Source organism: Streptomyces sp. NPDC057743, from assembly GCF_042798755.1.
GTDB lineage: Bacteria > Actinomycetota > Actinomycetes > Streptomycetales > Streptomycetaceae > Streptomyces.
On the sequence record NZ_JBHVJX010000002.1, the window covers coordinates 290315 to 315036 of the forward strand.

General features: G+C 74.6%; 22 protein-coding genes, 1 pseudogene and 1 riboswitch. Of the genes and pseudogenes, 12 read left to right on the top strand and 11 right to left on the bottom strand.

Going from position 1 to position 24722, the window contains the following annotated elements:
* Positions 1-83 precede the first annotated feature (83 nt).
* Both ACFVFQ_RS03320 and rsmH read right to left on the bottom strand, forming a co-directional pair.
* On the bottom strand, positions 84-707 hold the full coding sequence (locus ACFVFQ_RS03320; RefSeq protein WP_383407771.1) for a septum formation initiator family protein: 624 nt from the start codon (positions 705-707) through the stop codon (positions 84-86).
* Entirely contained in the window at positions 704-1663 is a 960-nt protein-coding gene (gene rsmH / locus ACFVFQ_RS03325) for a 16S rRNA (cytosine(1402)-N(4))-methyltransferase RsmH (protein ID WP_383407774.1), read from the bottom strand. Before rsmH ends, ACFVFQ_RS03320 begins: the two co-directional genes overlap by 4 nt.
* A gap of 411 nt (positions 1664-2074) precedes the next feature.
* Between rsmH and ACFVFQ_RS03330 the strand changes: the two genes are divergently transcribed.
* The 4 genes from ACFVFQ_RS03330 (at position 2075) to ACFVFQ_RS03345 (ending at position 7774) form a co-directional block, all read left to right on the top strand.
* Positions 2075-2632, top strand: coding sequence for a beta-class carbonic anhydrase (locus ACFVFQ_RS03330; RefSeq protein WP_383407777.1), 558 nt, complete (start codon positions 2075-2077; stop codon positions 2630-2632).
* Between the two features lie 255 nt (positions 2633-2887).
* Positions 2888-3913 (top strand): AAA family ATPase, encoded by a 1026-nt coding sequence (locus tag ACFVFQ_RS03335; RefSeq protein WP_383407780.1) that lies wholly within the window; start codon positions 2888-2890, stop codon positions 3911-3913.
* The gene (locus tag ACFVFQ_RS03340; protein ID WP_383407782.1) at positions 3913-5295 is read left to right on the top strand and encodes a DUF58 domain-containing protein; all 1383 of its coding nucleotides are present in this window, start codon (positions 3913-3915) and stop codon (positions 5293-5295) included. The genes ACFVFQ_RS03335 and ACFVFQ_RS03340 overlap by 1 nt, the downstream gene beginning before the upstream one ends.
* Before the next feature lie 64 nt (positions 5296-5359).
* Positions 5360-7774, top strand: a complete 2415-nt coding sequence (locus ACFVFQ_RS03345) for a transglutaminaseTgpA domain-containing protein (RefSeq protein ID WP_383407785.1) — start codon at positions 5360-5362, stop codon at positions 7772-7774.
* Between the two features lie 398 nt (positions 7775-8172).
* Here ACFVFQ_RS03345 and ACFVFQ_RS03350 read toward each other — a convergent pair whose 3' ends face one another.
* The 3 genes from ACFVFQ_RS03350 to ACFVFQ_RS03360 form a co-directional block, all read right to left on the bottom strand.
* Positions 8173-8571 carry a DUF3040 domain-containing protein gene (locus ACFVFQ_RS03350; RefSeq protein WP_383407788.1) on the bottom strand — a complete coding sequence of 133 codons (399 nt, stop codon included), beginning with the start codon at positions 8569-8571 and terminating at the stop codon, positions 8173-8175.
* 385 nt (positions 8572-8956) lie between these two features.
* Positions 8957-9712, bottom strand: a complete 756-nt coding sequence (locus ACFVFQ_RS03355) for a methyltransferase (protein WP_383407793.1) — start codon at positions 9710-9712, stop codon at positions 8957-8959.
* The gene (locus tag ACFVFQ_RS03360) at positions 9705-10352 is read right to left on the bottom strand and encodes an SAV_6107 family HEPN domain-containing protein (RefSeq protein WP_383407796.1); all 648 of its coding nucleotides are present in this window, start codon (positions 10350-10352) and stop codon (positions 9705-9707) included. The genes ACFVFQ_RS03355 and ACFVFQ_RS03360 overlap by 8 nt, the downstream gene beginning before the upstream one ends.
* Before the next feature lie 232 nt (positions 10353-10584).
* Here ACFVFQ_RS03360 and ACFVFQ_RS03365 point away from each other — a divergent pair, with 232 nt between their 5' ends.
* From ACFVFQ_RS03365 to ACFVFQ_RS03385, 5 genes and pseudogenes are all read left to right on the top strand, one after another.
* A complete protein-coding gene (locus tag ACFVFQ_RS03365) occupies positions 10585-11376 on the top strand; it encodes an ATP-binding cassette domain-containing protein (protein ID WP_383407799.1) in 792 nt (263 codons plus the stop codon).
* A pseudogene (locus ACFVFQ_RS03370) lies at positions 11348-13538 on the top strand (YhgE/Pip family protein). Before ACFVFQ_RS03365 ends, ACFVFQ_RS03370 begins: the two are co-directional and overlap by 29 nt.
* A 35-nt stretch (positions 13539-13573) precedes the next feature.
* On the top strand, positions 13574-14188 hold the full coding sequence (locus tag ACFVFQ_RS03375; RefSeq protein WP_383407802.1) for a TetR/AcrR family transcriptional regulator: 615 nt from the start codon (positions 13574-13576) through the stop codon (positions 14186-14188).
* 352 nt (positions 14189-14540) lie between these two features.
* A complete protein-coding gene (locus tag ACFVFQ_RS03380; RefSeq protein ID WP_383407805.1) occupies positions 14541-15161 on the top strand; it encodes a DUF4126 domain-containing protein in 621 nt (206 codons plus the stop codon).
* Between the two features lie 80 nt (positions 15162-15241).
* Positions 15242-16765 (top strand): phytoene desaturase family protein, encoded by a 1524-nt coding sequence (locus ACFVFQ_RS03385; protein WP_383407807.1) that lies wholly within the window; start codon positions 15242-15244, stop codon positions 16763-16765.
* A gap of 96 nt (positions 16766-16861) precedes the next feature.
* Here the strand turns inward: ACFVFQ_RS03385 and ACFVFQ_RS03390 are convergent, their stop codons facing one another.
* The 5 genes from ACFVFQ_RS03390 to ACFVFQ_RS03410 form a co-directional block, all read right to left on the bottom strand.
* Positions 16862-17920, bottom strand: a complete 1059-nt coding sequence (locus ACFVFQ_RS03390; RefSeq protein ID WP_383407810.1) for a hypothetical protein — start codon at positions 17918-17920, stop codon at positions 16862-16864.
* Positions 17921-17956: 36 nt separating this feature from the next.
* A complete protein-coding gene (metF, locus tag ACFVFQ_RS03395; RefSeq protein WP_383407813.1) occupies positions 17957-18874 on the bottom strand; it encodes a methylenetetrahydrofolate reductase [NAD(P)H] in 918 nt (305 codons plus the stop codon).
* 133 nt (positions 18875-19007) lie between these two features.
* Positions 19008-19658, bottom strand: coding sequence for a thiamine phosphate synthase (gene thiE, locus ACFVFQ_RS03400; protein WP_383407816.1), 651 nt, complete (start codon positions 19656-19658; stop codon positions 19008-19010).
* 109 nt (positions 19659-19767) lie between these two features.
* A complete protein-coding gene (locus tag ACFVFQ_RS03405) occupies positions 19768-20133 on the bottom strand; it encodes an Rv2175c family DNA-binding protein (RefSeq protein WP_383407819.1) in 366 nt (121 codons plus the stop codon).
* Positions 20134-20241: 108 nt separating this feature from the next.
* Positions 20242-21513 carry an NAD(P)/FAD-dependent oxidoreductase gene (locus tag ACFVFQ_RS03410; RefSeq protein ID WP_383407822.1) on the bottom strand — a complete coding sequence of 424 codons (1272 nt, stop codon included), beginning with the start codon at positions 21511-21513 and terminating at the stop codon, positions 20242-20244.
* Between the two features lie 140 nt (positions 21514-21653).
* A riboswitch (TPP riboswitch) is annotated at positions 21654-21766 on the top strand.
* Between ACFVFQ_RS03410 and thiO the strand changes: the two genes are divergently transcribed.
* The 3 genes from thiO to ACFVFQ_RS03425 all read left to right on the top strand — a co-directional run bounded on the left by thiO (position 21764) and on the right by ACFVFQ_RS03425 (position 24094).
* Positions 21764-22996: a glycine oxidase ThiO gene (thiO, locus tag ACFVFQ_RS03415; protein WP_383407825.1), complete on the top strand. Its 1233-nt coding sequence runs from the start codon at positions 21764-21766 to the stop codon at positions 22994-22996. Its footprint overlaps the riboswitch before it by 3 nt.
* Positions 22993-23244, top strand: a complete 252-nt coding sequence (gene thiS, locus ACFVFQ_RS03420) for a sulfur carrier protein ThiS (protein WP_383407829.1) — start codon at positions 22993-22995, stop codon at positions 23242-23244. The genes thiO and thiS overlap by 4 nt, the downstream gene beginning before the upstream one ends.
* Positions 23245-23251: 7 nt before the next feature.
* Entirely contained in the window at positions 23252-24094 is an 843-nt protein-coding gene (locus ACFVFQ_RS03425; RefSeq protein ID WP_383407832.1) for a thiazole synthase, read from the top strand.
* 41 nt (positions 24095-24135) lie between these two features.
* Here ACFVFQ_RS03425 and ACFVFQ_RS03430 read toward each other — a convergent pair whose 3' ends face one another.
* Positions 24136-24537, bottom strand: coding sequence for a MerR family transcriptional regulator (locus ACFVFQ_RS03430; protein WP_383407834.1), 402 nt, complete (start codon positions 24535-24537; stop codon positions 24136-24138).
* Between the last annotated feature and the right edge of the window lie 185 nt (positions 24538-24722).

Below are 24722 nucleotides of genomic sequence, written 5' to 3' on the forward strand. Positions count from 1 at the left end.
CGGGGCGCGGCGCGGCGCCGTGCGGCCGACCGGTCGCGGCGTGGGAAGTGCGGCCGCGGAGTGCGGGTTCGGGCGTCACGGGGTCACCTGCCGGGGGCCGACGGGGTGGGCGAGTCGGGCGTGAGGACGGAGGCGGGCGCCGCGGGCGTGGCCAGCGGTCCCGGGGACGACGCGACGCCCGGGGTACTGGGGGCGAGCGGCCCGGCCGGGGCCCGTACGGGCTGTGGCGGGGGCGGCGGGGCGGCGGCCGCCGGGGTGGCCCCGGGGGCCGCGGGCCGGGTGCCCTCCGGGCCGAGCGGCAGCGGCCCGGCCGATGCGGACAGCGGGCTCTCGGTGGACGAGACCGGGCCCGGCGCGCCGCGGACGGTGCCGTCCGGCATCAGGAACGCCGGGTTGCCGCCGGGCACCATGCCCAGCTTGTGGGCCCGCCGCGCCAGCGCGTCCGGTGCCGAGTAGCCGTCCACTTCCTGTTGGAGCGCCTGCTGCTCGTCGGTCAGCTCACCGGTCTTCCGCTCCAGCCTGCTCAGCTCGAACGACCCTTGGTTGAGCGCCGAGTTGAGCAGCAGCAGGGAGATCAGTCCGGAGCCCAGCAGCACCACGACGAGCAGCACGAACGGCGTGCGCGCGGCGGTGCCGGAGCGGGGGGCGGCGGGCAGCAGCGCGGCCAGGCGCCCTCTGCCGCGCGGCCGGCCCCCCTGCCGGGTCATGCGATGTCCTCGCGGATGCGCTCGGCGCCGCGCAGCCGGGCGGGGGCCGCGCGCCGGTTCTCGGCGATCTCCTCCTCCGTGGGGAGCTCGGCGCCGCGGGTCAGCAGCTTCAACCGGGGCTGGTAACGCTCGGGGACGACCGGCAGTCCGGGCGGCGCGGTGTTGCTGGCGCCGGCCGCGAAGACCTGCTTGACCAGCCGGTCCTCCAGCGACTGGTACGACAGCACGGCGATCCGGCCGCCCACCGCCAGCGCCTTCACCGCCGCCGGGATGGCCCGCTCGACGGACGCCAACTCGCCGTTGACCTCGATGCGCAGCGCCTGGAAGGTCCGCTTGGCCGGGTTGCCGCCGGTGCGCTTGGCGGCCTGCGGCAGCGCGTCCCGGATCAGCTCCACCAGCCGGGCGCTGGTGGAGAACGGCTCCTTCTCCCGCTCCCGGACCACCGCCGCGACGATCCGCTTGGCCTGCTTCTCCTCCCCGTAGGAGCGCAGGATCCGCACCAACTCACCGGGCGGGTAGGTGTTGAGGACCTCCGCGGCGCTGATCCCGGTCGTCTGGTCCATCCGCATGTCGAGCGGGGCGTCCTGGGCGTAGGCGAAGCCGCGGTCGGCCTCGTCGAGCTGCATGGAGGAGACCCCGAGGTCGAACAGGACGGCCTGCACCCGGGGCAGCCCGAGCCGGTCGAGGACCTGGGGGAGCTCGTCGTAGACCGCGTGCACCAGGGTGGCGCGCTCCCCGTAGGGGGCCAGCCGCTCCCCCGCCAGCCGGAGCGCCGACGGGTCGCGGTCCAGCGCCACCAGGCGGGCCTCGGGGAACGTGGTGAGCAGCGCCTCGCTGTGTCCGCCGAGTCCGAGGGTGCAGTCGACGACGACCGCACCGGGCTCGGTGAGCGCGGGGGCGAGCATGTCCAGACACCGCTGGAGCATGACGGGTACGTGGCGAGTATTGCTGCTCATGCGCCTTCCGATGATGGCGGCAGGTGGGTCCCCGGCCGTTGGCTGGGGGATGCCGCACGTACCGCTTGGTCCCCGCCCGCTCTGAAGGGGAAGTGGCCCTCCGGCGACGGGGAAGTGACGTCGGATGACCGGTGGAGCGGGAGGAGGCCGAACCGTACGTACGGTCACGCACGCGAGGGATCGAAGGATCCGAGGAGAGCGTCACGCCTCCCACTTCGCGCCACTTTAGTCCACCTACCCTCCCGGTCAATCAACCGGTTCCGCGCGTCCCCCGCACGGTGCCCCCGGAGGTTTCCTCCCGCTTTCTACGGGGACGTCCAACCCCATGGACCGCCTCACGAGGTGTGATGTTGCCCCCTACGCCCACCTACAGGAGGGACTGAAGCAGCCATGAGCGATTACCGTGAATCCATGCCCATACCTGCGTCGCAGCCGCTGCCCCCGTCCGCCGACAGCGCCCCCGCCGCCACCGACACGGTCACCGACCGTCTCGTCGAGTCGAACCGCCGCTACGCCGCCGCCTTCACCGACCCCGGGATGGACGCCCGGCCGGTCCTCAAGGTCGCGGTCGTGGCGTGCATGGACGCCCGACTCGACCTGCACGCCGCACTGGGGCTGGAACTCGGCGACTGCCACACCATCCGCAACGCCGGCGGGGTGGTGACGGACGACATCATCCGTTCCCTGACGATCAGCCAGCGCGCCCTGGGCACGCGGTCGGTCGTCCTCATCCACCACACCAACTGCGGTCTGCTCAGCCTGACCGAGGACTTCCGGCACGAGTTGGCGGCCGAGGTCGGCCAGCGGCCCACCTGGGCGGTCGAGGCGTTCAAGGACCTCGACGAGGACGTCCGGCAGTCGATGCAGCGGGTGCGCACCTCGCCGTTCCTGCTGCACACCGACGACGTCCGCGGGTTCGTGTTCGACGTGACGACGGGCCTGCTGCGCGAGATCGACCCGCGGGACTGACCTGCGGCGGGGTCCGCCGCGACCGGCGGCGGATCGGACGTTCCTCCCCCTTTTCACGCCCGGTTAGCTGGACTTGTCCGGTTGGTCGGGCTTGAACGGTGCGAGTTATCCACAGGCCATGACGCGAGGCCGCGCGGGCGGCAAGAATGCGTAGGTGACATCGCCCCGGCCACAGCCGGCCGGGGCGCGCACGCGGGGAGGGCCGGGTCCATCGAGGGGGCGGCGGCCACCCGGGGAGGGGCCGAGGAGGGCCGAGTGACGACGTATGACGAACGAGCGAGCCTTGCCGATCTGACCACCACCGTCGGGCGGGTGCACCGGTCGGTGGAGGGCGTGATCGAGGGCAAGCCGGAGGTCGTACGGCTCGCGCTGACCGTCCTCCTGGCCGAAGGCCACCTGCTCATCGAGGACGTGCCCGGCGTCGGCAAGACGATGCTCGCCAAGGCGCTGGCCAAGTCCATCGACTGCTCGGTCCGGCGCATCCAGTTCACCCCCGACCTGCTGCCGTCGGACATCACCGGCGTCAGCGTCTACGACCAGCAGCGGCAGGAGTTCGAGTTCAAGCCCGGCGCGATCTTCGCCCAGATCGTGATCGGCGACGAGATCAACCGCGCCTCCCCCAAGACCCAGTCGGCGCTGCTGGAGTCGATGGAGGAGCGCCAGGTCACCATGGACGGGCAGACCTACGACCTGCCCAGCCCCTTCATGGTCGTCGCGACGCAGAACCCGGTCGAGATGGAGGGCACCTACCCGCTCCCCGAGGCCCAACGGGACCGCTTCATGGCCCGGGTGTCGATCGGCTATCCCAGCCCGGCCGCCGAGTTGCAGATGCTCGATGTGCACGGCGGCGCCTCCCCGTTGGAGCGGCTGCGCCCGGTGACGCACGCCCACGAGATCGTGCAACTGGCTGAGGCGGTGCGGGGCGTCCATGTCGCCGAGGCCGTGCGGCGGTACGCCGTCGACCTCGTGGCGGCCACCCGCAACCACCCCGATCTGCGGCTCGGCGCCTCGCCTCGGGCCACGCTGCACCTGCTGCGCGCCGCGAAGGCCGCGGCCGCCCTGGCCGGGCGGGAGTTCGCGCTGCCGGACGACGTGCAGTCGCTGGCGGTGGCGGTGCTCTCGCACCGCCTACTGCCCACCGCCCAAGCCCAGTTGAACCGCCGCACCACCGAGCAGGTGGTACTGGAGATCGTCCGGCGCACCCCGGTTCCCGAAGCGGCCGCCCCGCAGTGGCGACAGCCTGCCCGCGGCCAGCAGCCGCCCGGCGCACGGGGGTTGTGATGGCCGGCGGGGGGAGCGGTGCGACACCGGAGCCGGGCGGGCTGCGCGTCGCCCTCGGGGGGCTGACGACCCGCGGGCGGTCGTTCCTGGCGGCCGGGCTGGCCGCCGCGGCCTGCGCCTATCTCCTGGGCCAGGCGGAACTCCTCCGGGTCGGGCTGCTGTTGGCCGCGCTGCCGCTGGTCTGCGTCCTGGTGCTGCACCGCACCCGCTACCGCGTCGCGGGCAGCCGCACGCTGGCGCCCGCCCGGGTGCCGGCGGCGGCCGAGTCCCGGGTCCGCCTCCGGGTGGAGAACGTCGCCCGGCTGCCCACCGGCGTCCTGATGCTCCAGGACCGCGTCCCCTACGTCCTCGGGCCGCGCCCGCGCTTCGTCCTGGACCGGGTCGAGCCCGGCGGCAGCCGCGAGGTGTCCTACCGCGTCCGGTCCGATCTGCGCGGCCGCTATCCGCTGGGACCGTTGCAGCTCCGGCTCACCGATCCGTTCGGCATGTGCGAACTGACCCGCTCGTTCACGGCGTTCGACACCCTGACGGTGGTGCCGCGCGCCGAGCCGCTGCCGCCGATCCGGCTGACCGGCGAGGCCGCAGGGTACGGCGACGGCGGCCACCGCTCGCTCGCCCTGGCCGGCGAGGACGACATCATCCCCCGCGGCTACCGCCACGGAGACGACCTGCGCCGGGTGCACTGGCGCTCCACGGCCCGGCACGGCGAGCTGATGGTGCGCCGCGAGGAGCAGCCACAGAAGGCGTGCTGCACGATCCTGTTGGACACCCGGGCCGCCGCGCACGACGGTTCCGGGCCCGACTCGGCCTTCGAGTGGGCGGTGGCCGGCGCCGCCTCGGCCGCGCTGCACCTCCTGGAGCGCGGCTACGCGGTGCGGCTGCTGACCGACACCGGAAGCACGGTGCCCGGCCCGGAGGGCGGCGGCTTCGCCGGCGGCGAATCCTTTGACACCGCGGGCCTGTTGCTGGACAGTCTCGCCGCCGTGGGGCACTCCGACGAGGAGGGGTTCACCGCGGCGTACGAGGCGCTGCGGGACGGCACGGAGGGGCTACTGATCGCCTTCTTCGGCGAGTTGGACGAGGAACAGGCCGCGCTGGTCGGCCGAATCCGCCGGCGCAGCACCGCCGCGGTCGCCTTCGTCCTGGACGGCGATGCCTTCTCCCGCGGGCCCGGCGGGATACGCCTCTCCCACGGCGGGACCCCGGTCGCCGAGCAGCTGCGGTTGCTGCGGGAGGCGGGCTGGACGGCGCTGCCGGTGGGGCCGGGGGCCGCCCTGGCCGATCTGTGGCGGGCGGCGGGCCAGGCGGAGGCGGCACCGGCCGGGGCCGCCCCGGGAAGGGGCGGGGCAGGCGGCACCGAGCGAAGTGGGGCGGACGCATGAGCGAGCGGATCATCGAAGGGTGCGCGCCTCGCGCGGGCGAGGGCGAGCGAAGCGAGCCCTGGGCATGAGCGGGCGGGCGCGGCTGGCACTGGCGGCGATGGCGGCGACGCTGTGCGCCGGCTGCGCGTTGCTGCCGCTGGTGGACCCGGTCACCTGGCTGTTCCAGGCCGCGCTGCTGCTGGCGTTGGTGACGGAGGTGGGCGCGCTCGCCCGGCGGGTCCCGTTGGCCCGCCCGCTGACCGTCGCCGCGCAGGCGCTGGCGGCCGTGCTGCTGCTGACGGCGGTGTTCGCCCGCGGCCAGGCACTGGCCGGGCTGCTGCCGGGCCCGGACGCCGTCACCGCCCTCGTCGACCTGGCGCAGGACGGCGCGAGGGACGTCGGCCGGTACGCCATCCCGGCCCCGGTCACCCCCGGCATCAAGCTGCTGCTGGTCTCCGGGGTGCTGCTGATCGGCCTGGTGGTGGACGCGCTGGCGGTCACCTACCGCAGCGCCGCGCCCGCCGGCCTGCCGCTGCTCGCGCTGTACTCGGTGGCCGCGGGGCTCTCCCAGGGCGGCTCGGGCTGGCTGTGGTTCCTGGTGGCCGCCGCCGGCTACCTCCTGCTCCTGCTGGCCGAGGGCCGGGACCGGCTCTCCCAGTGGGGCCGGGTCTTCGGCAGCCGGCAAGCGAGCCGACCGGGAGACGCCGACGGCGGCCGGATAAGGGTCCATGCGGGCCGCCGGATCGGCGTGCTGTCGCTGGGCATCGCACTGCTGGTACCCGCCGCGCTGCCGTCCCTGAGCGGCGGGCTGCTCGGCCCGGCCCCGGGCGGTGCCGGCCCCGGCGGCGGGGGCGGCACCATCTCCGCGGTGAACCCCCTGGTCTCGCTCCAGGACAGCCTCAACCAACCGGAGGACCGCGAGGTCCTCAACTACCGCACCACCGCGGCCGACACCCGCGAGATGTACCTGCGGATCGTCGCCCTGGACCAGTTCGACGGCACGGCCTGGAAGCCCTCCGAGCGCACCGTCACCGACGTCCCCGCCGAGCTGCCCCGGCCCCCCGGCCTGAGCTCCGACGTGTCCGTCACCCGGATCAACACCTCCATCTCCACCGCCCCGTGGTACGCCCAGAACTGGCTGCCGCTCCCCTACCCGACGGACAAGGTCGACCTCCCCGGCCGTTGGCGCTTCGAGCCCGAGGGCCGCACCCTGGTCGGCGACCGCGGGCAGAACACCCACGGCCTCCAGTACCAGGTCGAGAGCCTCCAGGTGCGGCCCACCGCCCACCAGTTGGCCACCGCCCCGCCGCCGCCCGACGCCCTGCGGCGCGAGTACACCAAGGTCCCGGACTCCCTCCCCGCCATCGTCGGCACCACCGCCCGCCAGGTCACCCGCGGCGCCCACACCGCGTACGACAAGGCCGTCAAGCTCCAGGACTACTTCGCGCTCTACGGCGGCTTCAGCTACAACACCGAGGTCCGGGCCGGCAGCGGCTCCGAGGCGATAGCCCGCTTCCTGTCGGAGAAGGAGGGCTTCTGCGTCCACTTCTCGTTCTCCATGGCGGCGATGGCCCGCACGCTCGGCATCCCGGCCCGGGTGGCGGTCGGCTTCACCCCGGGCACCCGACAGCCCGACGGCACCACGTCGGTGGGGCTGAAGGACGCGCACGCCTGGCCCGAGCTGTACTTCCAGGGCGTCGGCTGGACCCGCTTCGAGCCGACCCCGAGCCGCGGCAGCGTCCCCGACTACGCGTACCCGGACCCCGCGCAGTCCAGCGGCACCGGCGGCCCGGACCGCGCACCGGCACCGACCGCGCTGCCTTCCACCGGCCCCTCCGCGGCCCCGTCCTGCGCCCCCGGCGAGCGGCCGACGGGCTCCGGCTGCGCGGCCGTTGCCTCGATATCGACCCCCACCCCGCCCGGCGGCGGCCCGGCGCCCTGGGCGCTCGCGCTGATCGCCCTGGCCGCCCTGCTGGTCGTGGCGCTGCCCGCGCTCCCGCTGCTGGGGCGAAGCCGGGCCCGCGCCCGGCGGCTGTCGGACGACCCGGGCGGCGACCCCACGGCGCATACCCTCGCCGTCTGGCAGGAACTGCTGGACACCGGCTGGGACTTCGGGATCCTCCCGGACGAGGCGCTGACCCCCCGCTCGGCGGCCGCCCGGATCGTTCGCATCGGTGCGCTGCAACCCGACGCGGCAAACGCCGCCCGACGGGTCGCCACGGCGGTCGAGCAGGCCCTCTACGCCCCGCAGCCGGCCCCGCCGGACGGGCTCGCCGCGGATGTCCGGCTGGTGCACGCCGGCCTGCGGGACGGCGCGCCCCGAACCCTGCGCCTGCGGGCCCGATTCGCCCCACGCTCCGCGGCCCGCCTCCGCTCGGCCGGTGCGGCCCGCTGGTCGGCCCTACGACGGCGCTGCCGGAACAGCCGCCCGGCAGCCGCCGCCCGACGCCTGGCGACCACACTGCGCACAACGGGCTGGCGACGCAACGAACGGGCATAGCCGACCGGAGCGCGCACGGGGCGGGCCGCACCGGAGTCCCGGTACGCCCTGCCAACCAGCGGCCACGCTTACCGGAGCCCCGGCGCGCACAAAGCAAGCAAGTGCCCGCAAAGCAAAAAGGTGTGGCCCCCCGATTCCTCGGGGGCCACACCTTCGAAAGTCAACGGCACGAGTGCCAACGCCAACGCCACGGAATTCGACGACGCGGACCGGCAACACCACGCCTCGGCAGACAATCCACCGACAGCACAACTCGCCACGAATACGGGGCACTCCGCGCATCGGAACCGCGAAATTGGCCGGATTCGCTGCGCTCGACGCGGAGGAAGTGGCCGGATCCCGGCGCGCGCAGGCGACGGTGTGTCAGCGGTCGGTGACCCCGCTGGTCGTCAGCGACCTCAGTGGCCTTGTTGTTCGTCGCGGCGGCGCTGCCAGCGGTCCTCGATGCGGTCCATCATCGAGCGGCGCGGCCTGGCCTGGCGACGGGCCTGCGGCCCACCCGGGGCCGCGGCGCGCTCCCCCGACTTGGGAGCCTTGCGCCAGCCGGTGACGGCCAGCACGGCGCAGCCGAGCATGACGAGGAAGCCGACGACACTGACCCAGATGAGCTGGGCGACCATGCCGGCCATGAGCAGGGCGATACCCACGAGGAAGCCCACGACCGCTTGGTAGACCCGTCGCCGGGTGTACGTACGCAGCCCGCTTCCCTCAAGCGCTGTCGCGAACTTGGGATCTTCGGCGTACAGCGCTCGCTCCATTTGCTCGAGCATGCGCTGCTCGTGCTCCGAGAGCGGCACGGAGTCCTCCTACTCGTCGGTCGCGGGGGGCGACCGGGTGCGACCCTTTCAGGATAGGCAGGGAATCGCCCCCATGAAACCCGCCCCTCTACGCCAATTCACCGTCCGTACCGCCGCGGCGGCCGATGGTGATGCTGGCTGCATTCCCCACCCGCCAATCCGTCATGCCGGAACGTCGTACACCGATCATACGGGGCGAAGCGGCTGTTCGGGTGGCCTGTGGCCGACCACATGCGCGGCCCGTGGACGGGGTCGGGCGCCGGCGCGCGGCGCTCCCGGGTGCCGCACCGCCCGCGCCTCGGGGCCGATCGGGCCCGTGCGCGGCGGCGCGACCCGTATGCGGCCGGGGTGCGTCGGCGGTTCGCCAGGGTGGCGCGGTGCTCCGTCAGTCGCGCTCGGCGAGGACGTGGAGCTGGGTGGCGACGGAGTGGAAGGCGGGCTGCTCGGCCGCGGCGGCCTCCAGCTTCAGCAGGGCGTCCAGGGCGCCGGGCTCGGTGTCGACCAGGACGCCGGGGACCAGGTCGGCGAAGACCCGCACGCCGTGCACCGCGCCGACCTGGAGGCCGGTGGCGGTGACCAGCTCGGTGAGCTGCTCGGCGGTGAACCGGCGGGGCACCGGGTCGCCCTCGCCCCAGCGGCCCGCGGGGTCGGCCAGGGCCCGGCGGGCCTCGGTGAAGTGGCCGGCCAGGGCGCGGGCGAGGACCGCGCCGCCCAGGCCGGCGGCGAGCAGGCTGAGGGTGCCGGCGGGGCGCAGCGCGCCGACGGCGTTGCGCAGGCCCTCGGCCGGGTCGTCGACGTACTCCAGCACGCCGTGGCAGAGCACCGCGTCGTAGCCGCCGCGCTCGACGACCTGGAAGAGGCCGTGCGCGTCGCCCTGGACGCCGTGGATCCGGTCGGCGACCCCGGCCTCGGCGGCCCGGCGCTCCAGGGCGAAGAGGGCGTTGGGGCTGGGGTCGACGACGGTGACGCGGTGGCCGAGGCGGGCCACCGGGACGGCGAAGTTGCCACTGCCGCCGCCGGTGTCGAGGACGTCCAGGGCGTCCCGTCCGGCGGCCTTGACCCGGCGCTCCAGGGCGTCCTTGAGGACGTCCCAGACCACGGCGGTACGAAGGGATGCGCGGGGGCGCAGCGGGTCAGACACGGTGGGTGGCTCCTCGGCGGGGCATGAACATCCAGTCGCTCACCACCCTATTCCGTATTCCGGCGGGTGCCGCGCCCGGCCCGCGCGACGCCGCAGGTCGCGCGGTCAGCCGGCGCGGCCCCAGCCCTCGCGGGGCGGGTCCCCGGCCCGCTGCAGCGGCAGCGTGGGGGGGCAGCCGCAGCATCCGCTCCACCAGGCGGAGGAACATCCCGGCGTCCCGCAGGAGGTCGTCGGCGTCGCGGTGGCTGGCCGCGCCCGATATGCCGGCCTCGGCCCGGGCCCGGCGGAGGGCGCCGGAGGCGAACAGGGCGCTCCACTCGGCGAGTTCGGGCGCGACCTCGGGCAGCACCTCCCAGGCGCTGCGGATGCCCGGTCGCCGACCGCGCCGGCCGCGATGCGCGGTGGGCTCCGGTCGGGCGCGCACGGCGAGGACCGCCGCGGCGGTGCGCAGCGCGGCGAGATGGGCGGTGGCGAAGCGCTCGTTGGCGGATTCCAGGGTGGCGGCCTCGTCGAGACCGTGCCGGGCCTTGGCGAGCAGGTCGAGGGCGGCGGGCGGGGCGGCCGCCCGGCGCGGGACGGGGTGGACATCGCTCGGGGGACCGTACGCAGCGGAGCTGCCCGCGGCGGGACGAGCTGCCATGACGAACCTCCTGTCGTCGCACGCCACTTGGGAGCGGCATGACGATGCGGACCGTATGCACCCATCGTGCGGCACACCACTGACAATCGGCCTCGACCTGCGGTTTCGCTGGAAAACGGACAGCCAATGGGCGTGCTGGGCACGGGATTTCGGGGATTTTCCGAGAACCCCTTGCGGAGGGCGGGAGCGGGTCCCTACCTTGCACTGACCAGTCAGTGCAAGGGGAGGAATCGTGGACAGCACCCCGCACGGGGCGGCGGTCACGGCCGCGGGTTTCGGGGTCAAGGGCCCCCGCGGATGGGCGTTCAGGGACCTCGATGTCACCGCGGAACCGGGTGCGTTGATCGCCGTGCAGGGCCCGTCGGGCTCCGGTCGGACGTGTCTGCTGCTTTCGCTCACCGGCCGGATGAAGCCCGCGGCGGGCACCGCGGAGGTGGGCGGGGCGCGGCTGCCCCAGCATATGGCCGCGGTCCGGTCGTTCACCGCGCTCGCCCACGTACCCGGGGTCGCCGAGCTCGATCCGGCCCTGACCGTCGGCGAGCACCTGCGCGAACGCGCCCTGCTGCACGGGCGGTTCGGCTCCTCGCTCCGCACGCTGCTCAGGCCCCGACGGGAGCGCCGGGCGCGGGCCCGCGCCCTGGTGGACGGCGCGCTGACCGCCGCTGGGTTGGACCCGGCGGCGCTGCCCAAGGGGGCCCGCACCGCCGTGCGCGACCTGGAGCGGCTGGAGGCGCTGCGGCTCTCCGTGGCGCTGGCGCTGATCGACGGCCCCCGGTTGCTGGCCGTGGACGACACCGACCTGAAGCTGTCCGACGCCGAACGCGCCGCGGCCTGGGCGCTGTTGCGGGAACTGGCCCAGGCCGGCACCACGGTGCTCGCGGTGTGCAGCGAGCCGCCGACGGACACCGCGGGCGTGGTGCTGGTGCGCACCGACCGGGCGGCGCCGGACGCCGACGCCCCCGGGGACGGCGGGCACGACGAGGAAGGGGCGGCCGATGCGCTCGCCGAAGCTGGCCGCGCTTGAACTGAAGCGGTTCGGGAGGGGGAAGCTGCCGCGCGCCGCGCTGGCCGCGCTCCTGCTGCTGCCGCTCCTGTACGGCGCGCTGTACCTGTGGTCCTTCTGGGACCCCTACGGGCGGCTGGACCGGATCCCGGTCGCGCTGGTCAACCAGGACGCCGGCGCGGACGTCGGCGGGCGACGGCATCGTCGCCGGCCTACGGGACAGCCACACCTTCGACTGGCACCAGGTGGACGCCGCGGAGGCCGGTCGTGGCCTGGAGGACGGCAGGTACTACCTCTCGCTGTCCATCCCCCGGGACTTCAGCCGGCGGATCGCCTCCAGCGCCGGGGACCACCCGGAGACCGGCGCCCTGAAGGTGCGCACCAACGACGCCAACAACTACATCGTCGGGCAGATCTCCCGGACGGTCTTCTCCGAGGTGCGCGCGGCGGCCTCGGCCAAGTCGTCGCGGACCTTCCTCGACAAGATCTTCGTGTCGTTCTCGACCCTGCACGGCAAGACCGCCCAGGCCGCCGACGGCGCGGACCGGCTCCAGGACGGCATCGGGCAGGCGAAGGACGGCACCGGCAAACTGGCCGACGGCCTGAACACCGCCAAGAGCGGCAGCGCCCAACTGGTCGGCGGCCTGGGCGACCTCGACGCCGGCGCCGGGCGGCTCAGCCGGGGCAGCGCCGCGCTCGCCAAGGGGGCCACCGCCGCCGCCGACGGGTCCCGTCAACTGGCCGACGGCTCCGGGCAGGTGGCCCAGGGCACCCAGCAACTCGCGGACACCGTCAACGGCGTGGTCGACAGGGTGGGGCCGTTCGTCCGGGCGCACGGCAAGGAGATCGGCGAGGCCGCCCGGCTGGTCGCGGACGGCGCGCAGGCGGTCCGCGACCACCTGGACAAGCTGCCCGCCGCGGCCTCTACGGGAGCGAAGCTGTCCCGGGGCATCTCCGACCACCTCGCCGCCTACTACCGGCTGCGCTGCGGCAGCGGCGTCACCCTGGCGACCGACTGCGCCGAGCTCAAGCGCCTCACCGAGCAGGCCGCCACCGCGGCGGACACCGCCGAAGAGGTCAGCGGCTACGTCCACGACCAGAAGAACCTCGACCAGCTCGGCCGGGACCTGGACACCCTGCACTCGCTGGCCCTGGAACTGGCCGCGCACGGCCCGACCCTGGGTGCCGACATGGACGCCGCCGTCCACAAGATCAACGAACTCAACGACGGCGCCCACAAGGTGTCCGCGGGGGCCCGCAAACTGGCCGCGGGCAACGCCCAGTTGGCCACCGGTGCGGACCAGCTCACCGACGGGGCGCGGCAACTGCACGACGGCACCGGGCGCGCCGCCTTGGGAATGACCGACCTGGACACCGGCGTCGGCCGGCTCAAGGACGGCGCGCGGACGCTGGACGGCGGGCTGTTCCAGCTCTCCGACGGCTCGGCCCGGCTGGCCGACGGGCTGCACGACGGGGTCCGGCAGATCCCCGACTACGGCAAGAAGGACCGCGACGCGCGCACCCAGGTCATGTCCGACCCGGTCCAACTGGCGTCTGGTTCCGCCCACAAGGCGCCCAACTACGGCACCGGGTTCGCCCCGTACTTCATCCCGCTGTCCCTGTGGGTCGGCGCGATGGTGGCGTACATGCTGATCGCGCCGCTCAATCGGAGGGCGCTGGCGATGGGCGCGTCCTCCTGGCGGGTGGCGCTGTCCGGTTGGCTGCCGGTGTTCGGCATCGGGGTGCTCCAGACCGCGGCGCTGATGACCGTGCTGCACTTCGCACTCGGCCTCCAGATGGCCCGGGCGGCCGGCACGGTCGGCTTCCTGGTGCTGGTCACGGCCTGCTTCTCGGCGCTGGTGCAGTGGCTGAACGCACAGTTCGGGCCGGCCGGCCGGATCCTGGTGCTGGCGCTGCTGATGCTCCAGCTCACCTCCGCCGGCGGCACCTACCCGGTGCAGACCAGCCCGGGCTTCTTCGGGGCCATCCACCCCTACCTGCCGATGAGTTACGTCGTCGAGGGGCTGCGCCGGCTCATCACGGGCGGCGACCTGGCGCCCGTATGGCAGGGCGGCGCGGTGCTGTTGGCGTTCACCCTCGGGGCGCTCGCGCTGACCGCCCTGACGGCGCGCGGCCGGCAGGTGGTGCGGATGAAGGACCTGCACCCGGAGCTGAGCCTGTGAGCGGACGGACCCTGCCGACCGGCACAATCACCCCCATGGACAGCTCCCACACACGCCGCGACGCGACCCGGCGCAAGCTCTTCGAGGCCGCCGTCACGCTCATCGCCGAACAGGGCTTCTCCTCCACCACGGTGGACGAGATCGCCGAACGGGCGGGGGTCGCGAAGGGCACCGTGTACTACAACTTCGCGAGCAAGAACGTCCTCTTCGAGGAGCTGCTGCGGCACGGCATCGAGTTGTTGGCGACCTCCCTCCAGGCGGCCGCCGACGAGGTCACCGACCGGGGCGGCACCCGGATCGACGCACTCGACGCGATGATCCGGGCCGGTCTGGACTTCATCGCCCATTACCCGGCCCTCACCCAGCTCTACGTCGCCGAACTGTGGCGCACCAACCGGGCCTGGCAGTCCACGCTCATGGTGGTGCGGCAGCGGGCCATCACGGTGGTGGAGAACGTGCTGCAGGAGGCGGTGGCCGCCGGGGAGTTGAGCGACGAGATCGACATCCCGCTGACCGCCTCGGCGCTGTTCGGCATGGTGCTGGTGGCCGCCCTGGACTGGCAGTCGTACCAGCCGGACCGGTCGATCGACGACGTGCACGCGGCGCTGTCGCGGCTCCTCCAGGGGCGGGTCACCGGCCGCGCCACCTAGGGCCGGTCCGCCCCGTCCCCGGATACGCAGATGCGCGCTGCCCTGGCACGGATCGTTCCCCCGTCCGATCCGACCAGGGCAGCGCCGTCCCCCGTCGTTCCCCCGAGCTCCCCCGTCTCCCCCGTGGAGCCCCCCGTCGTTCCCCCGGTCCGGCCGGGAGCCGCGCCGCTCCGCCGCCCCGTGTCGGCGGTGCGGCGCCGCTTCCCTTCCGTGGTCCCCACTCTTCCGTCCGGGCCGGTGCCGACCCATCCGCGTACCTACTCATCTCGGTGTCTGAGTACGGATACTCACCACTGAGCATCCCTCCTCAAGCCGCCGCCAACGGGCCGGCGGACCGCCTACGATCGGCGGCGTGTCCGTACTTCCCTTGGTCTTCACCAGCGGCTGGGCGAGCGGGATCAACGCCTACGCCGTCGTCCTGCTCCTCGGTCTGCTCGGCGCGAGCGGCGTCTCCGACGAGGTGCCCGCCGCGCTGGAGCGCCCCGACGTGCTGATCGCCGCGGGGGTGCTCTTCCTGGCCGAGGCGGTCGCCGACAAGATCCCGTACGTGGACTCGGTCTGGGACACCGTGCACACGGTGATCCGGCCGCTCGCCGGCGGCGTGGTGGCGGCGCTGATGGCCGGGCACGACGGGTCGCTGCCGCAGCTCGCGGCGGGCGCCGTGGGCGGCTCCACGGCGCTGGTGAGCCACCTGGTCAAGGCGGGCACCCGGATCGCGGTCAACACCTCCCCGGAGCCGGCCAGCAACATCGTGCTGAGCCTGGCGGAGGACCTGGGCGTCGCGGGGATCGTCGCGTTCGCGCTCTTCCACCCGTGGATCGCGGCGGGCATCGCGGCGGTGCTGTTGGTCGCCGGGATCGCGGTGGTGATCTTCCTGTGGTCGCGGATCCGCCGGTATCTGCGGCGGCGTCGGGAACGGCGCGCGCAGCGGAGGCCGGCCGCGGCCGATGGCGCGGCGCCGCCGGCCGGCTGAGCCCGCCACCGACCCGGGCGACGTCCGGCCGCGAACGGCCAGCGGCGGCGTTGTCAGTGCCGCCGGATAAAGTCGCAGGCATGGCAGGGATTGCGGTGATCGGCGCCGGGATGGGCGCGATGGCGGCCGCCGCCCGGCTGGCCGTCGCGGGCCACCGGGTGGCGGTGTTCGAGCGCGGTGCGACGTACGGCGGTGCGGTGGGCCGCCTGGAGCGGGACGGCTTCGGCTTCGACACCGGGCCCGGCCTGCTGCACCTCCCTGCGGTCTACCGCGATCTGTTCGTCAAGACCGGCCGGGAGCCCCTGGAGAGCTGCGTCGAGCTCACCCAGGTCGACCCGGCCGCCCGGCACGTCTTCGCCGACGGCACCGCCGTGAATCTGCCCAACGCCTCGCGCGCCGGCGTCCTTTCGGCCCTGGACGAGGCGCTCGGCGCGGGCCGCGGCGAGCGCTTCAGCGAGCTGCTGGTCCGCGCCCGCGAGGCGTGGGACGCCACTCGCCGTCCGCTCCTGGAGGAGCCGCTGTGGGCGGACTGGCGGGTGCTGGGGCGCGACCCGTATCCGGCGGTGCGCCGGCGCGGCCTGTTCGGCCTGCGCGGCGGCAAGGGCCCGACCACCGCCACCCTCGCCGAGGTCGCCCGCCGCGAGCTGGCCGACCCGCGCCTGATCGCCCTGTTGGAGAGCCACGCCCTGGCGTACGGCTTCGACCCGCGCACCGCCCCGGCGAGCGCGGCCGTGCTGCCGTACATGGAGCAGACCTTCGGCAGTTGGTATGTCCGCGGCGGGATGCGGGCGCTGGCCGAGGCGCTGTACGAGCGCTGTCGGGCCCGCAGGGTGGAGTTCACCTTCGGGGCCGAGGTGACCGGAGTCCTCCAGAAGGACGGCCGGGCCGCGGGCGTGGAGCTGGCCGACGGGCGGGTGGTGGACGCGGAGTTCGTGGTCGCCGGCGTCGATCCGGTCCGGCTGCCCGGGCTCTGCGCGGGCCGCGCGCCCTGGGGCGATGACGACGTCCGCCCCACCCCGGGGCACGGCGACCGCACCCCGGCGCGGCTGACGGTCTGTCTGGCCCTGCGCGGCGCCCGCCCCGCGGACGCGGTGCACCGCACGGTGGTGCACGCCCCGGACCGCGCCGCGGAGTTGGCCGGCGTCTTCGACGACAGGCACGACCCGCGCACCCCGGGCGCCCGCCCGACGGTGACGGTGCTGCGCCCCGACGACCCCACCACCCGCCCCGACGACGCCCACGAGGCGGTCACCCTGACCGCCACCGTCGCCCCGCCCGGCCCGGTCGACCGGCTGGCCCCCGAGGCGCTGGAGCGGGACGCGGAGCGGATGATCGAGCGCGCCGAGACGGCGGTGCCGGGGCTGCGGGAGCGGCTGTTGTGGCGGGAGGTCCTGCCGCCGACCGAGGACTCCCTGATACCGGGCCCGGCCCTGGCCGGCCAGGAGGGGCGCTTCCTGCGGCCCGGCAACCGCACCCGGATAGCCGGGCTCTACGGCGTCGGCGGCTGGTACCACCCCGGCGGCGGGCTGGCGCACGCCGGGATGTCCGGGGCGCTGGTCGCGGGCCTGATCGTGAGCGGCGACGACTGGCGCGGCTCGGAGTGATCCCCCGCCCCTGAGGGACCCGACCGGGATCCGACTCGGGCCCCGACTCGGGCCGGTGCGGCGGCGGTTGGACCGGCGCGGGGGGCCGCCCGCCGCTCAGTAGTGGTACCGCTGCTCGTCGTAACCCGGCTGCTGGGGCGGGTAGGGCTGCTGCTCCTCCGGGTGGCCGGTCTCGCGCTGCTGCGGCATCCAGACGCCGCCGGGCGGGGTCTCGGGCGGGTAGCCCTGTGGGTAGTGCTGCGCCGGCTGCCCGCCGAGGGGGTCGTAGGACCCGGCCTGGTGGGGCGCCCGGCCGAAGGGGTCCGGCTCCTCGTAGGGGTCGTAGTGCGCGGCGTATTGCTGGGTACCGATGTACGGGTCGGAGTAGGGCCCGTGGCCGCTCTGGTAGGCGCCGTTGTCGTAGGACGGGTAGGGGTCGGCGTAGCCGTCGTGCCCGGGGGTCGGGCCGTAACCGCCGCCGTAGCCATGGCCGTTGGCGTCGCCGTCGGAGGTGGGGTTCCCGAAGAGGTCGTAGCCGACGGCCGGTTCGGGGCGGGCGTCGGGGCTGTAGATGCCGTAGGCCCCGGTCTCGTCCGGCATCGGCTGCGGGGCGTAGACAGCGGTGGCGTCCACGGGGACGTACCCGAAATCCTGGGCGGCGGCGGGCACTTCGCCGACGGCGCCGAAGGTGGCGGTGGCGTCAACGGCGCCGGGGGCGGACGGGTCCGGCTGCGACGGGTACGGGGCCTGGCCCCCGGTGCCCTCCGCGCCATGGCCGTCCGCGCCGTGGCCGGCCGGATCGGAAGCCTCGACGGCGCCGGCGGCCGGGGCGGTCTCCTCCGTCAGCCCGGAGACCTGGAGCTTCGGCTCGGCGGCCGGGGCGCGGGACGAGCGGGCCCGGCGCCGGCGGCTCGGCTTGGGCCGCCCGCCGATCGTCCAGCCCTCCTCGTAGCCCCGGCGGACGGAGAGCGTCACATAGGTCTGCCCCACCGCGAAGGCGATGGCCCCCAGCGCGATCACGATGATCGACGGGATGGCGACGCCGGCCACCACGCCGAGGAAGCCGCCCAGCGCCAACAGCCGCCAGTGCAACGGCGCCTTGTGCTGGAACAGGACCTCACCGAGCAGCCACAGGGCGACCAGGCCGAACGCGAGGTAGAGGATCGTCCAGCCCATATGCGCCCCGCTTCCGCCGGATTCCGGCCACCGTGATCAGGACCGCTGGTGCAGCCCGAGGTTCTCGTAGATTTCCAGGGTCGCCGTGGAGTGGTTCAGGGTGATGAAGTGCAACCCGGGCACGTCCTCGGCCATCAAGCGCGCGCACAGCTCCGTCGCGTACTCGATGCCAATGGAGCGTACCGCCGCCGGGTCGTCCTTGACCGCGAGGATGCGCGATGCGAGCTCGGGCGGGAACGCGGCATTGCTGAGCTGGGCGAATCGTTCGATCTGGCGGACGTTGGTGACCGGCATGATCTCCGGGATGATCGGCGTCGAGCAGCCCGCGGCGGCGACCCGGTCGCGCAGCCGGAGATAGTCCTCCGGATAGAAGAACATCTGGGTGATCGCGAAGTCGGCGCCGGCGCGGCACTTGTCGACGAAGTGCCGGATGTCGGTGTCCCAGTCCGTCGAGCGCGGGTGCATCTCGGGGAAGGCGGCCACGCCGACGCAGAAGTCGCCCGATTCCTTGATCAGTTGGACCAGGTCGACGGCGTAGCCGATGCCGTCGGGGTGCCGGACCCACTCGCCCATGGGGTCGCCCGGCGGGTCGCCGCGGAGCGCGAGCATGTTGCGGATCCCGGCGTCGGCGTACTGGCCGATGATGTTGCGCAGTTCGGCGGTGGAGTGGTTGACCGCGGTCAGGTGGGCGACCGGGGTGAGGGTGGTGTCGGTGGCGATGCGCTCGGTGGCACGGACCGTTCCGTCCCGGGAGGTGCCGCCGGCACCGTAGGTCACCGACACGAAGGTCGGGGCGACGGCCTCGATGCGGCGAATGGCGTTCCACAACGTCCGCTCGCCCTTCTCGCTCTTCGGGGCGGCGAACTCGAACGAATAAGACTGCTTGCCGGAGGCGAGCAGGTCGCGCACCGTCCGCGCGCGATCAGTCCTGGTGGAAGCTGTACCTAGGGCCATACGGGCAGGTTAACCACACGGTGGACGGACACCAACCGACGGCCACGTATTGGCTGGTTGGCGCCGACGGTGTCCACAACGTGGACGGCTCGCGGCCCTTGGACGGCCGCCCGACGGATGTCTAAGACGCAGGTCAGCCGGTGTGGGAACGGATCCGCTTGGCCAACTCGGCGGCCGCGGCGCCCGGGTCGTCGGCCTCGGTGAGTGCGCGGACCACCACCACCCGGCGGGCGCCGGCGGCCAGCACCTCGTCGAGGTTGCCGGCGTCGATCCCGCCGATCGCGAACCAGGGGCGCTCGGGGGCCTGCGCGGCGGCGTACCGGACGAGGTCCAGGCCGGGGGCGGGCCGGCCCGGCTTGGTGGGGGTCGGCCAACAGGGGCCAGTGCAGAAGTAGTCCACCCCGGGCTCGGTGAGGGCGGCGTCGACCTCGGCCTCGGCGTGGGTGGAGCGGCCGATCAGCGGCTCGGGGCCGAGCAGCGCGCGGGCGGCCGGGACCGGCAGGTCGTCCTGGCCGAGGTGGAGCACGTCGGCGCCGGCGGCGTGGGCGACGTCCGCGCGGTCGTTGACCGCGAGCAGCTTGCCGTGCCGGCGGCAGGCGTCCGCGAAGACCTCCAGGTGGCGCAGCTCCGCGCCGGCCTCCATGCCCTTGTCGCGGAGCTGGACGATGTCCACGCCCGAGGAGAGCACCGCGTCCAGGAACTGCGGGAGATCGCCCTGGCGGGTGCGCGCGTCGGTGCACAGGTAGAGCCGGGCGTCGGACAGGGCCTGTCGAACGGTGGTCATCGGGCGGCTTCCCCCTCGTCGGCGGTGTACGGGCCGGGCGGTGCCGGCCCGTACACCGCGCGGTGGTGGTTACGGATGCGTGGTGCGGTTGCTGCGGGACGCGGCTGCGTCAGACGGCGAGCGCCTGGGCCCGGCGCTTGACCTCCGTGCCGCGATTCTCGCGCAGGGCCTGCGCCGGGGTGCCGGGCAGGGTGTCATCGGCGGTGAAGAGCCACTCCAGCATCTCCTCGTCGGTGAAGCCGTCGTCCTTGAGGAGCGTCAGCGTGCCGGCGAGCCCCTTGACGACCTTGCCGTCCTTGATGAATTCGGCGGGCACCTGGAGCGCGCGGTTCTCACCGCGGCGCACGGCGATCAGCTGGCCCTCCTTCACCAGCTGTCGCACGCGGGTCACCTCGACGCCGCATGCCTCGGCGATGTCGGGGAGGGTGAGCCAGGCGGGGACGAGCCCATCGATGTTTGCGTCAATCTCGGTCACAGGACAAGCGTGCCACCTCCCACTGACAGTCGGTAGCCGGGCCTCGCCGTGGAGCACGTCGGCGCCTCGACGGACGGGCCGCGCGGGCCCGCCGGGCCGGTGGCGGGGCTACCGCACCGCCGCCTTGAGCGGAACGGCCGCGTCCGCCACGCGCTCCCGGTCCAGCAGCGCGCCCCGTTCGATCAGCCGGCGCCCCTGGGCCAGGTCCCGCGGGCGCCCCACCGCCAGCAGCGCGACCAGCCGGCCGGCCGGCTGGTCGGCCCCCGCGCCGGGCTCGTGGCGGAGCCAGAGCACCGACCAGGCGGCGCCGGTCGGGTCGCCGCGCCACACCAGTTCGTCGGCGTCCCCGTGGTGGCCGGCGTACTGGACGAACCGCCCGAACTGCTCGGACCAGAAGTACGGGACCGGGTCGTAGAGCACGCCCTCCGCCGTGCCGCGGGCAATGTTCTCGGCCACCGTGCGGGGGCCCTGGAGGGCGTTGTCCCAGTGGTGGACCAGGAGTCGGGTGCGGTAACGGGCCGAGGGGAACGAGGCGCAGTCGCCGACCGCGTAGACGTCGGGGACGGAGGTGCGCAGGTGCTCGTCGGCCAGGACCGAGCCGTCCTCGGGCGAGAGGGCGACGCCGGAGCCGGCCAGCCAGGCGGTGGCGGGCCGGGCGCCGATCCCGACGACGACCGCGTCGGCGGGCAGGGTGGTGCCGTCGGCGAGGGTCACCGCACCGGGGGCGACGGAGGCGACCCGGGCGCCGGTGCGCAGCTCGGCCCCGGCGTCGGCGTACCAGGTGGCCATGTGCGCGGCGACCTCGGTGGGCAGGGCGCCGGCCAGGGGGTGGTCGGCGGCCTCCACGACGGTGACCTCGCAGCCGGCCTCGCGGGCGGCGGTGGCGAACTCGGCGCCGATCCAGCCGGCGCCCACCACCACGATCCGGTGCTGGGCGGCGAGCACCGGGCGCAGCCGCTCGGCGTCGTCCAGGGTGCGCAGCAGGTGCACACCGGGCAGGCCCTCGCTGCCGGGCAGGGTGATCGGTTCGGCGCCGGTGGCGAGCACCGCGTAGGCGTACGGGATGGCGCCCTGGGCGGTCTCCACCACGTGGTCCAACGGGCGCAGCGCGGTGACCGGGCGGCCGAGTTGCAGGTCGATGTCGAGGCCGGCGAAGTCGATGTCGAACGCGGAGCCGTCGGCCTTGCCGAGCAGCACGGCCTTGGACAGCGGCGGGCGGTCGTAGGGCTGGTGGGGCTCGTCGCCGAGGAGCGTGATCGCCCCGCGCCAGCCGTGCTCGCGCAGGGCCACGGCGGTCTGCACACCCGCCATCCCCGCGCCGGCGATCACCACGCGCGGCGTGCGGTCAGGGGCCTGGGGAGAGTTGCTCTGCTCGCTCACCCGCTCACTTTAGGACGGCGGGCGACGCGGCCCGCAGCAGCGCGCAAGGAGATCTCTGACACAACGTCACCGGTCGGGGGCGGCCCGGTCCCGGTGCGCTCCCTTACGACGCGTCGCGGCCCCGTACTAGGGTGGCGGATGCACGCACTCGCGGGAGCCCGGACGGACCGGGCTGAGAGGGAGGCTGGCCGGCCTCCGACCGTACGAACCTGATCCGGGTCATGCCGGCGAAGGGAGGGGCTGGACGCCCATGCATCCATCCGTCACACCATCGAACCCACCGCGTCCCGACGGTCGGCACCCCGATGTGCTGGTCATCGGCGGCGGCATCATCGGGCTGGTCACCGCCTGGCGGGCGGCCGGCCAGGGTCTGCGCGTCGCGGTGGCGGACCCCGCGCCCGGCGGCGGCGCGGCGCTCGTCGCGGCCGGCATGCTGGCCGCCGTCACCGAGCTCCACTACGGCGAGGAGACCCTGCTGGGGCTCAACCTGGCCTCGGCCGAGCGGTATCCGCGCTTCACGGAGGAGCTCCAGGAGGCGAGCGGGCAGCGCATCGGCTACCGGCGGTGCGGCACCCTGGCCGTCGCCCTGGACGCCGACGACCGCGCCCACCTGCGGGAGCTGCACGCCCTCCAGGTCCGGTCGGGCCTGGAGTCGGCGTGGCTGACGGGGCGGGAGTGCCGCCGGCTGGAGCCGATGCTCGCCCCCGGGGTGCGCGGCGGCCTCCGGGTGGACGGCGACCACCAGGTCGATCCGCGCCGGCTGGCGAGCGCGCTGCTGGCCGCCTGTGAGCGGGCCCAGGTGGCCTTCCACCGGACGTCGGCGGAGCGGCTGACGACCGCCGGCGGGCGCGCCACGGGCGCCGAACTCGCCGACGGCACACGCCTGGTGGCCGGTCAGGTGGTGCTGGCCGGCGGCAGCCTCAGCGGCCGGCTGGCCGGCGTCCCGGAGGCGGTGCGGCCGCCGGTGCGGCCCGTCAAGGGCGTGGTGCTGCGGCTGCGGCTGCCGGACGCGCTCCCCGGGGGCGGGGCGTTCCTCTCCCGCACCGTACGGGCCGTCGTCCGCGGCAATCCCCTCTACCTGGTGCCGCGGGAGAGCGGTGAACTGGTCCTCGGCGCCACCAACGAGGAGCTGGGCTGGGACACCACGGTGACCGCGGGCGGCGTCTACGAGCTGCTGCGGGATGCCCACGAACTGGTCCCGGGCATCACCGAGTTGCCGCTGACCGAGAGCCGCGCCGGGCTGCGCCCCGGCTCTCCCGACAACGCGCCGCTGCTCGGACCGACCGCGCTGCCCGGCCTCCATCTGGCCACCGGCCACTACCGCAACGGCGTCCTGCTGACGCCGCTCACCGGCGACGTGATGGCAAAGGCGCTGACCACCGGGACGGTCCCGGAAGAGGCCCGCCCCTTCTCCCCCGCGCGCTTCACCCCCGCCCTCCAGGGGGCCCGGCGCGCCCACGCCCCTCAGGAGCTGCCCGTATGAGCGCCCCCGGTACCCCCGTCCCGTCCGAAGTCCCCGGCGGGCCCACGGTGTCCGTCTCCGTCAACGGCCAGGCCCGCCGGATCCCGGGCGGGCTGACCCTCGACCGGCTGGTCGCCACGCTGTCCCAGGCCCCGGCCGGGGTGGCCGCCGCGGTCAACGAGACCGTGGTGCCGCGCTCCCAGTGGGCCGGCACCGCGCTCGGTGACGGCGACCGCATCGAAGTGCTCACCGCCGTCCAGGGAGGCTGATCCCGCCATGACCGACACCGCAGTGGCACCGGGGACCGCCCCCGCGGCGCCCGCCGCCGACGCCGACCAACTCACCATCGCCGGCACCTCGTTCGGCTCCCGGCTCATCATGGGCACCGGCGGCGCGCCCAGCCTCGACGTCCTGGAGCGCGCGCTGCTGGCCTCCGGGACGGAGCTGACGACCGTCGCCATGCGGCGGCTGGACCCGACCGTGCAGGGCTCGGTGCTGTCCGTCCTGAACCGGCACGGGATCCGGGTGCTGCCGAACACCGCGGGCTGTTTCACCGCCGGCGAGGCGGTGCTCACCGCCCGGCTCGCCAGGGAGGCGCTCGGCACCGACTGGGTCAAGCTGGAGGTGGTCGCCGACGAGCGGACCCTGCTGCCGGACCCGGTGGAGCTGCTGGACGCCGCCGAGACCCTGGTGGACGACGGTTTCACCGTGCTCCCGTACACCAATGACGACCCGGTGCTGGCGCGGAAGTTGGAGGACGTGGGGTGCGCGGCGATCATGCCGCTCGGCTCGCCGATCGGCTCCGGCCTGGGCATCCGCAATCCGCACAACTTCCAACTGATCACCGAGCGCGCGGGCGTCCCGGTCGTCCTGGACGCCGGCGCGGGCACCGCCTCGGACGCCGCGCTCGCCATGGAGTTGGGGTGCGCGGCGGTGATGCTGGCGTCGGCGGTGACCCGTGCGCAGGAGCCGGAGTTGATGGCCGCGGCGATGCGGCACGCGGTGGCGGCGGGCCGGCTGGCCCACCGCGCCGGCCGGATCCCGCGCCGCCACTTCGCGCTGGCCTCCTCGCCCGCCGACGGCGTGGCGGAGCTGGATCCGGAGCGGCCGGCCTTCTGACCGGCCTTATCCAGCGCCCTGGTGCGGGGCGGGCGGCGGCCTCAGGCCGGGCCGGCGGCCGCCTTGCCCCGCTCGGCGAACTCCTCCGGGGCGGCAGTGATCACCTCGTCGAGCAGGTCCCGGGAGGCCATCAGGGACGCGATGGAGTCGGTGAGCCGGGCCCGCTCCCGGTGGAGCTCGCCCACCAACTGCGGGCAGGTGGGCACCAGTCGGCCGTCGTCGTCGCGCAGACAGGGCAGCACCTGCGCGATGGTCGCGGTGTTCAGCCCGGAGGTCAGCAGCGTGCGGATGCGGCGGACCTGAGCGACGTCGACCTCCTCGTAGCGGCGGTAGCCGGCCGCCGTCCGCTCCGGGTGGAGCAGCCCCTGCTCCTCGTAGTAGCGCAGCAGCCGCTCGGTGGTGCCGGTCCGCCGGGCCAGCTCCCCGATGAGCAGCGTCGTCATCGCCTTCCCCCTCTGGTGCGGTGTGGTCGCGCGGCCGCACGACCCGGCCGCCGTTTCCATGGCGACCACGATCCGGTCCGCATTATTCCGCGCCGGCCACCGCGCCCCCGCCCGGCCCGGTCACGGTTGTGCTGCGGTGTACCAGGTCGGCGGCCGGAGCGTCCGGGCACGCCGGCGCGGCTCGT

Coding starts and splice junctions, on each gene's coding strand:
- ACFVFQ_RS03385 (WP_383407807.1), top strand. CDS start 15,242: ATGGCAGGGATTGCGGTGATCGGCGCCGGGATGGGCGCGATGGCGGCC.
- ACFVFQ_RS03360 (WP_383407796.1), bottom strand. CDS start 10,352: ATGGCAGCTCGTCCCGCCGCGGGCAGCTCCGCTGCGTACGGTCCCCCG.
- ACFVFQ_RS03425 (WP_383407832.1), top strand. CDS start 23,252: ATGACCGACACCGCAGTGGCACCGGGGACCGCCCCCGCGGCGCCCGCC.
- thiO (WP_383407825.1), top strand. CDS start 21,764: ATGCATCCATCCGTCACACCATCGAACCCACCGCGTCCCGACGGTCGG.
- ACFVFQ_RS03345 (WP_383407785.1), top strand. CDS start 5,360: ATGAGCGGGCGGGCGCGGCTGGCACTGGCGGCGATGGCGGCGACGCTG.
- rsmH (WP_383407774.1), bottom strand. CDS start 1,663: ATGAGCAGCAATACTCGCCACGTACCCGTCATGCTCCAGCGGTGTCTG.
- ACFVFQ_RS03430 (WP_383407834.1), bottom strand. CDS start 24,537: ATGACGACGCTGCTCATCGGGGAGCTGGCCCGGCGGACCGGCACCACC.
- ACFVFQ_RS03320 (WP_383407771.1), bottom strand. CDS start 707: ATGACCCGGCAGGGGGGCCGGCCGCGCGGCAGAGGGCGCCTGGCCGCG.
- ACFVFQ_RS03390 (WP_383407810.1), bottom strand. CDS start 17,920: ATGGGCTGGACGATCCTCTACCTCGCGTTCGGCCTGGTCGCCCTGTGG.
- ACFVFQ_RS03330 (WP_383407777.1), top strand. CDS start 2,075: ATGCCCATACCTGCGTCGCAGCCGCTGCCCCCGTCCGCCGACAGCGCC.
- thiE (WP_383407816.1), bottom strand. CDS start 19,658: ATGACCACCGTTCGACAGGCCCTGTCCGACGCCCGGCTCTACCTGTGC.
- ACFVFQ_RS03375 (WP_383407802.1), top strand. CDS start 13,574: ATGGACAGCTCCCACACACGCCGCGACGCGACCCGGCGCAAGCTCTTC.
- ACFVFQ_RS03340 (WP_383407782.1), top strand. CDS start 3,913: ATGGCCGGCGGGGGGAGCGGTGCGACACCGGAGCCGGGCGGGCTGCGC.
- thiS (WP_383407829.1), top strand. CDS start 22,993: ATGAGCGCCCCCGGTACCCCCGTCCCGTCCGAAGTCCCCGGCGGGCCC.
- metF (WP_383407813.1), bottom strand. CDS start 18,874: ATGGCCCTAGGTACAGCTTCCACCAGGACTGATCGCGCGCGGACGGTG.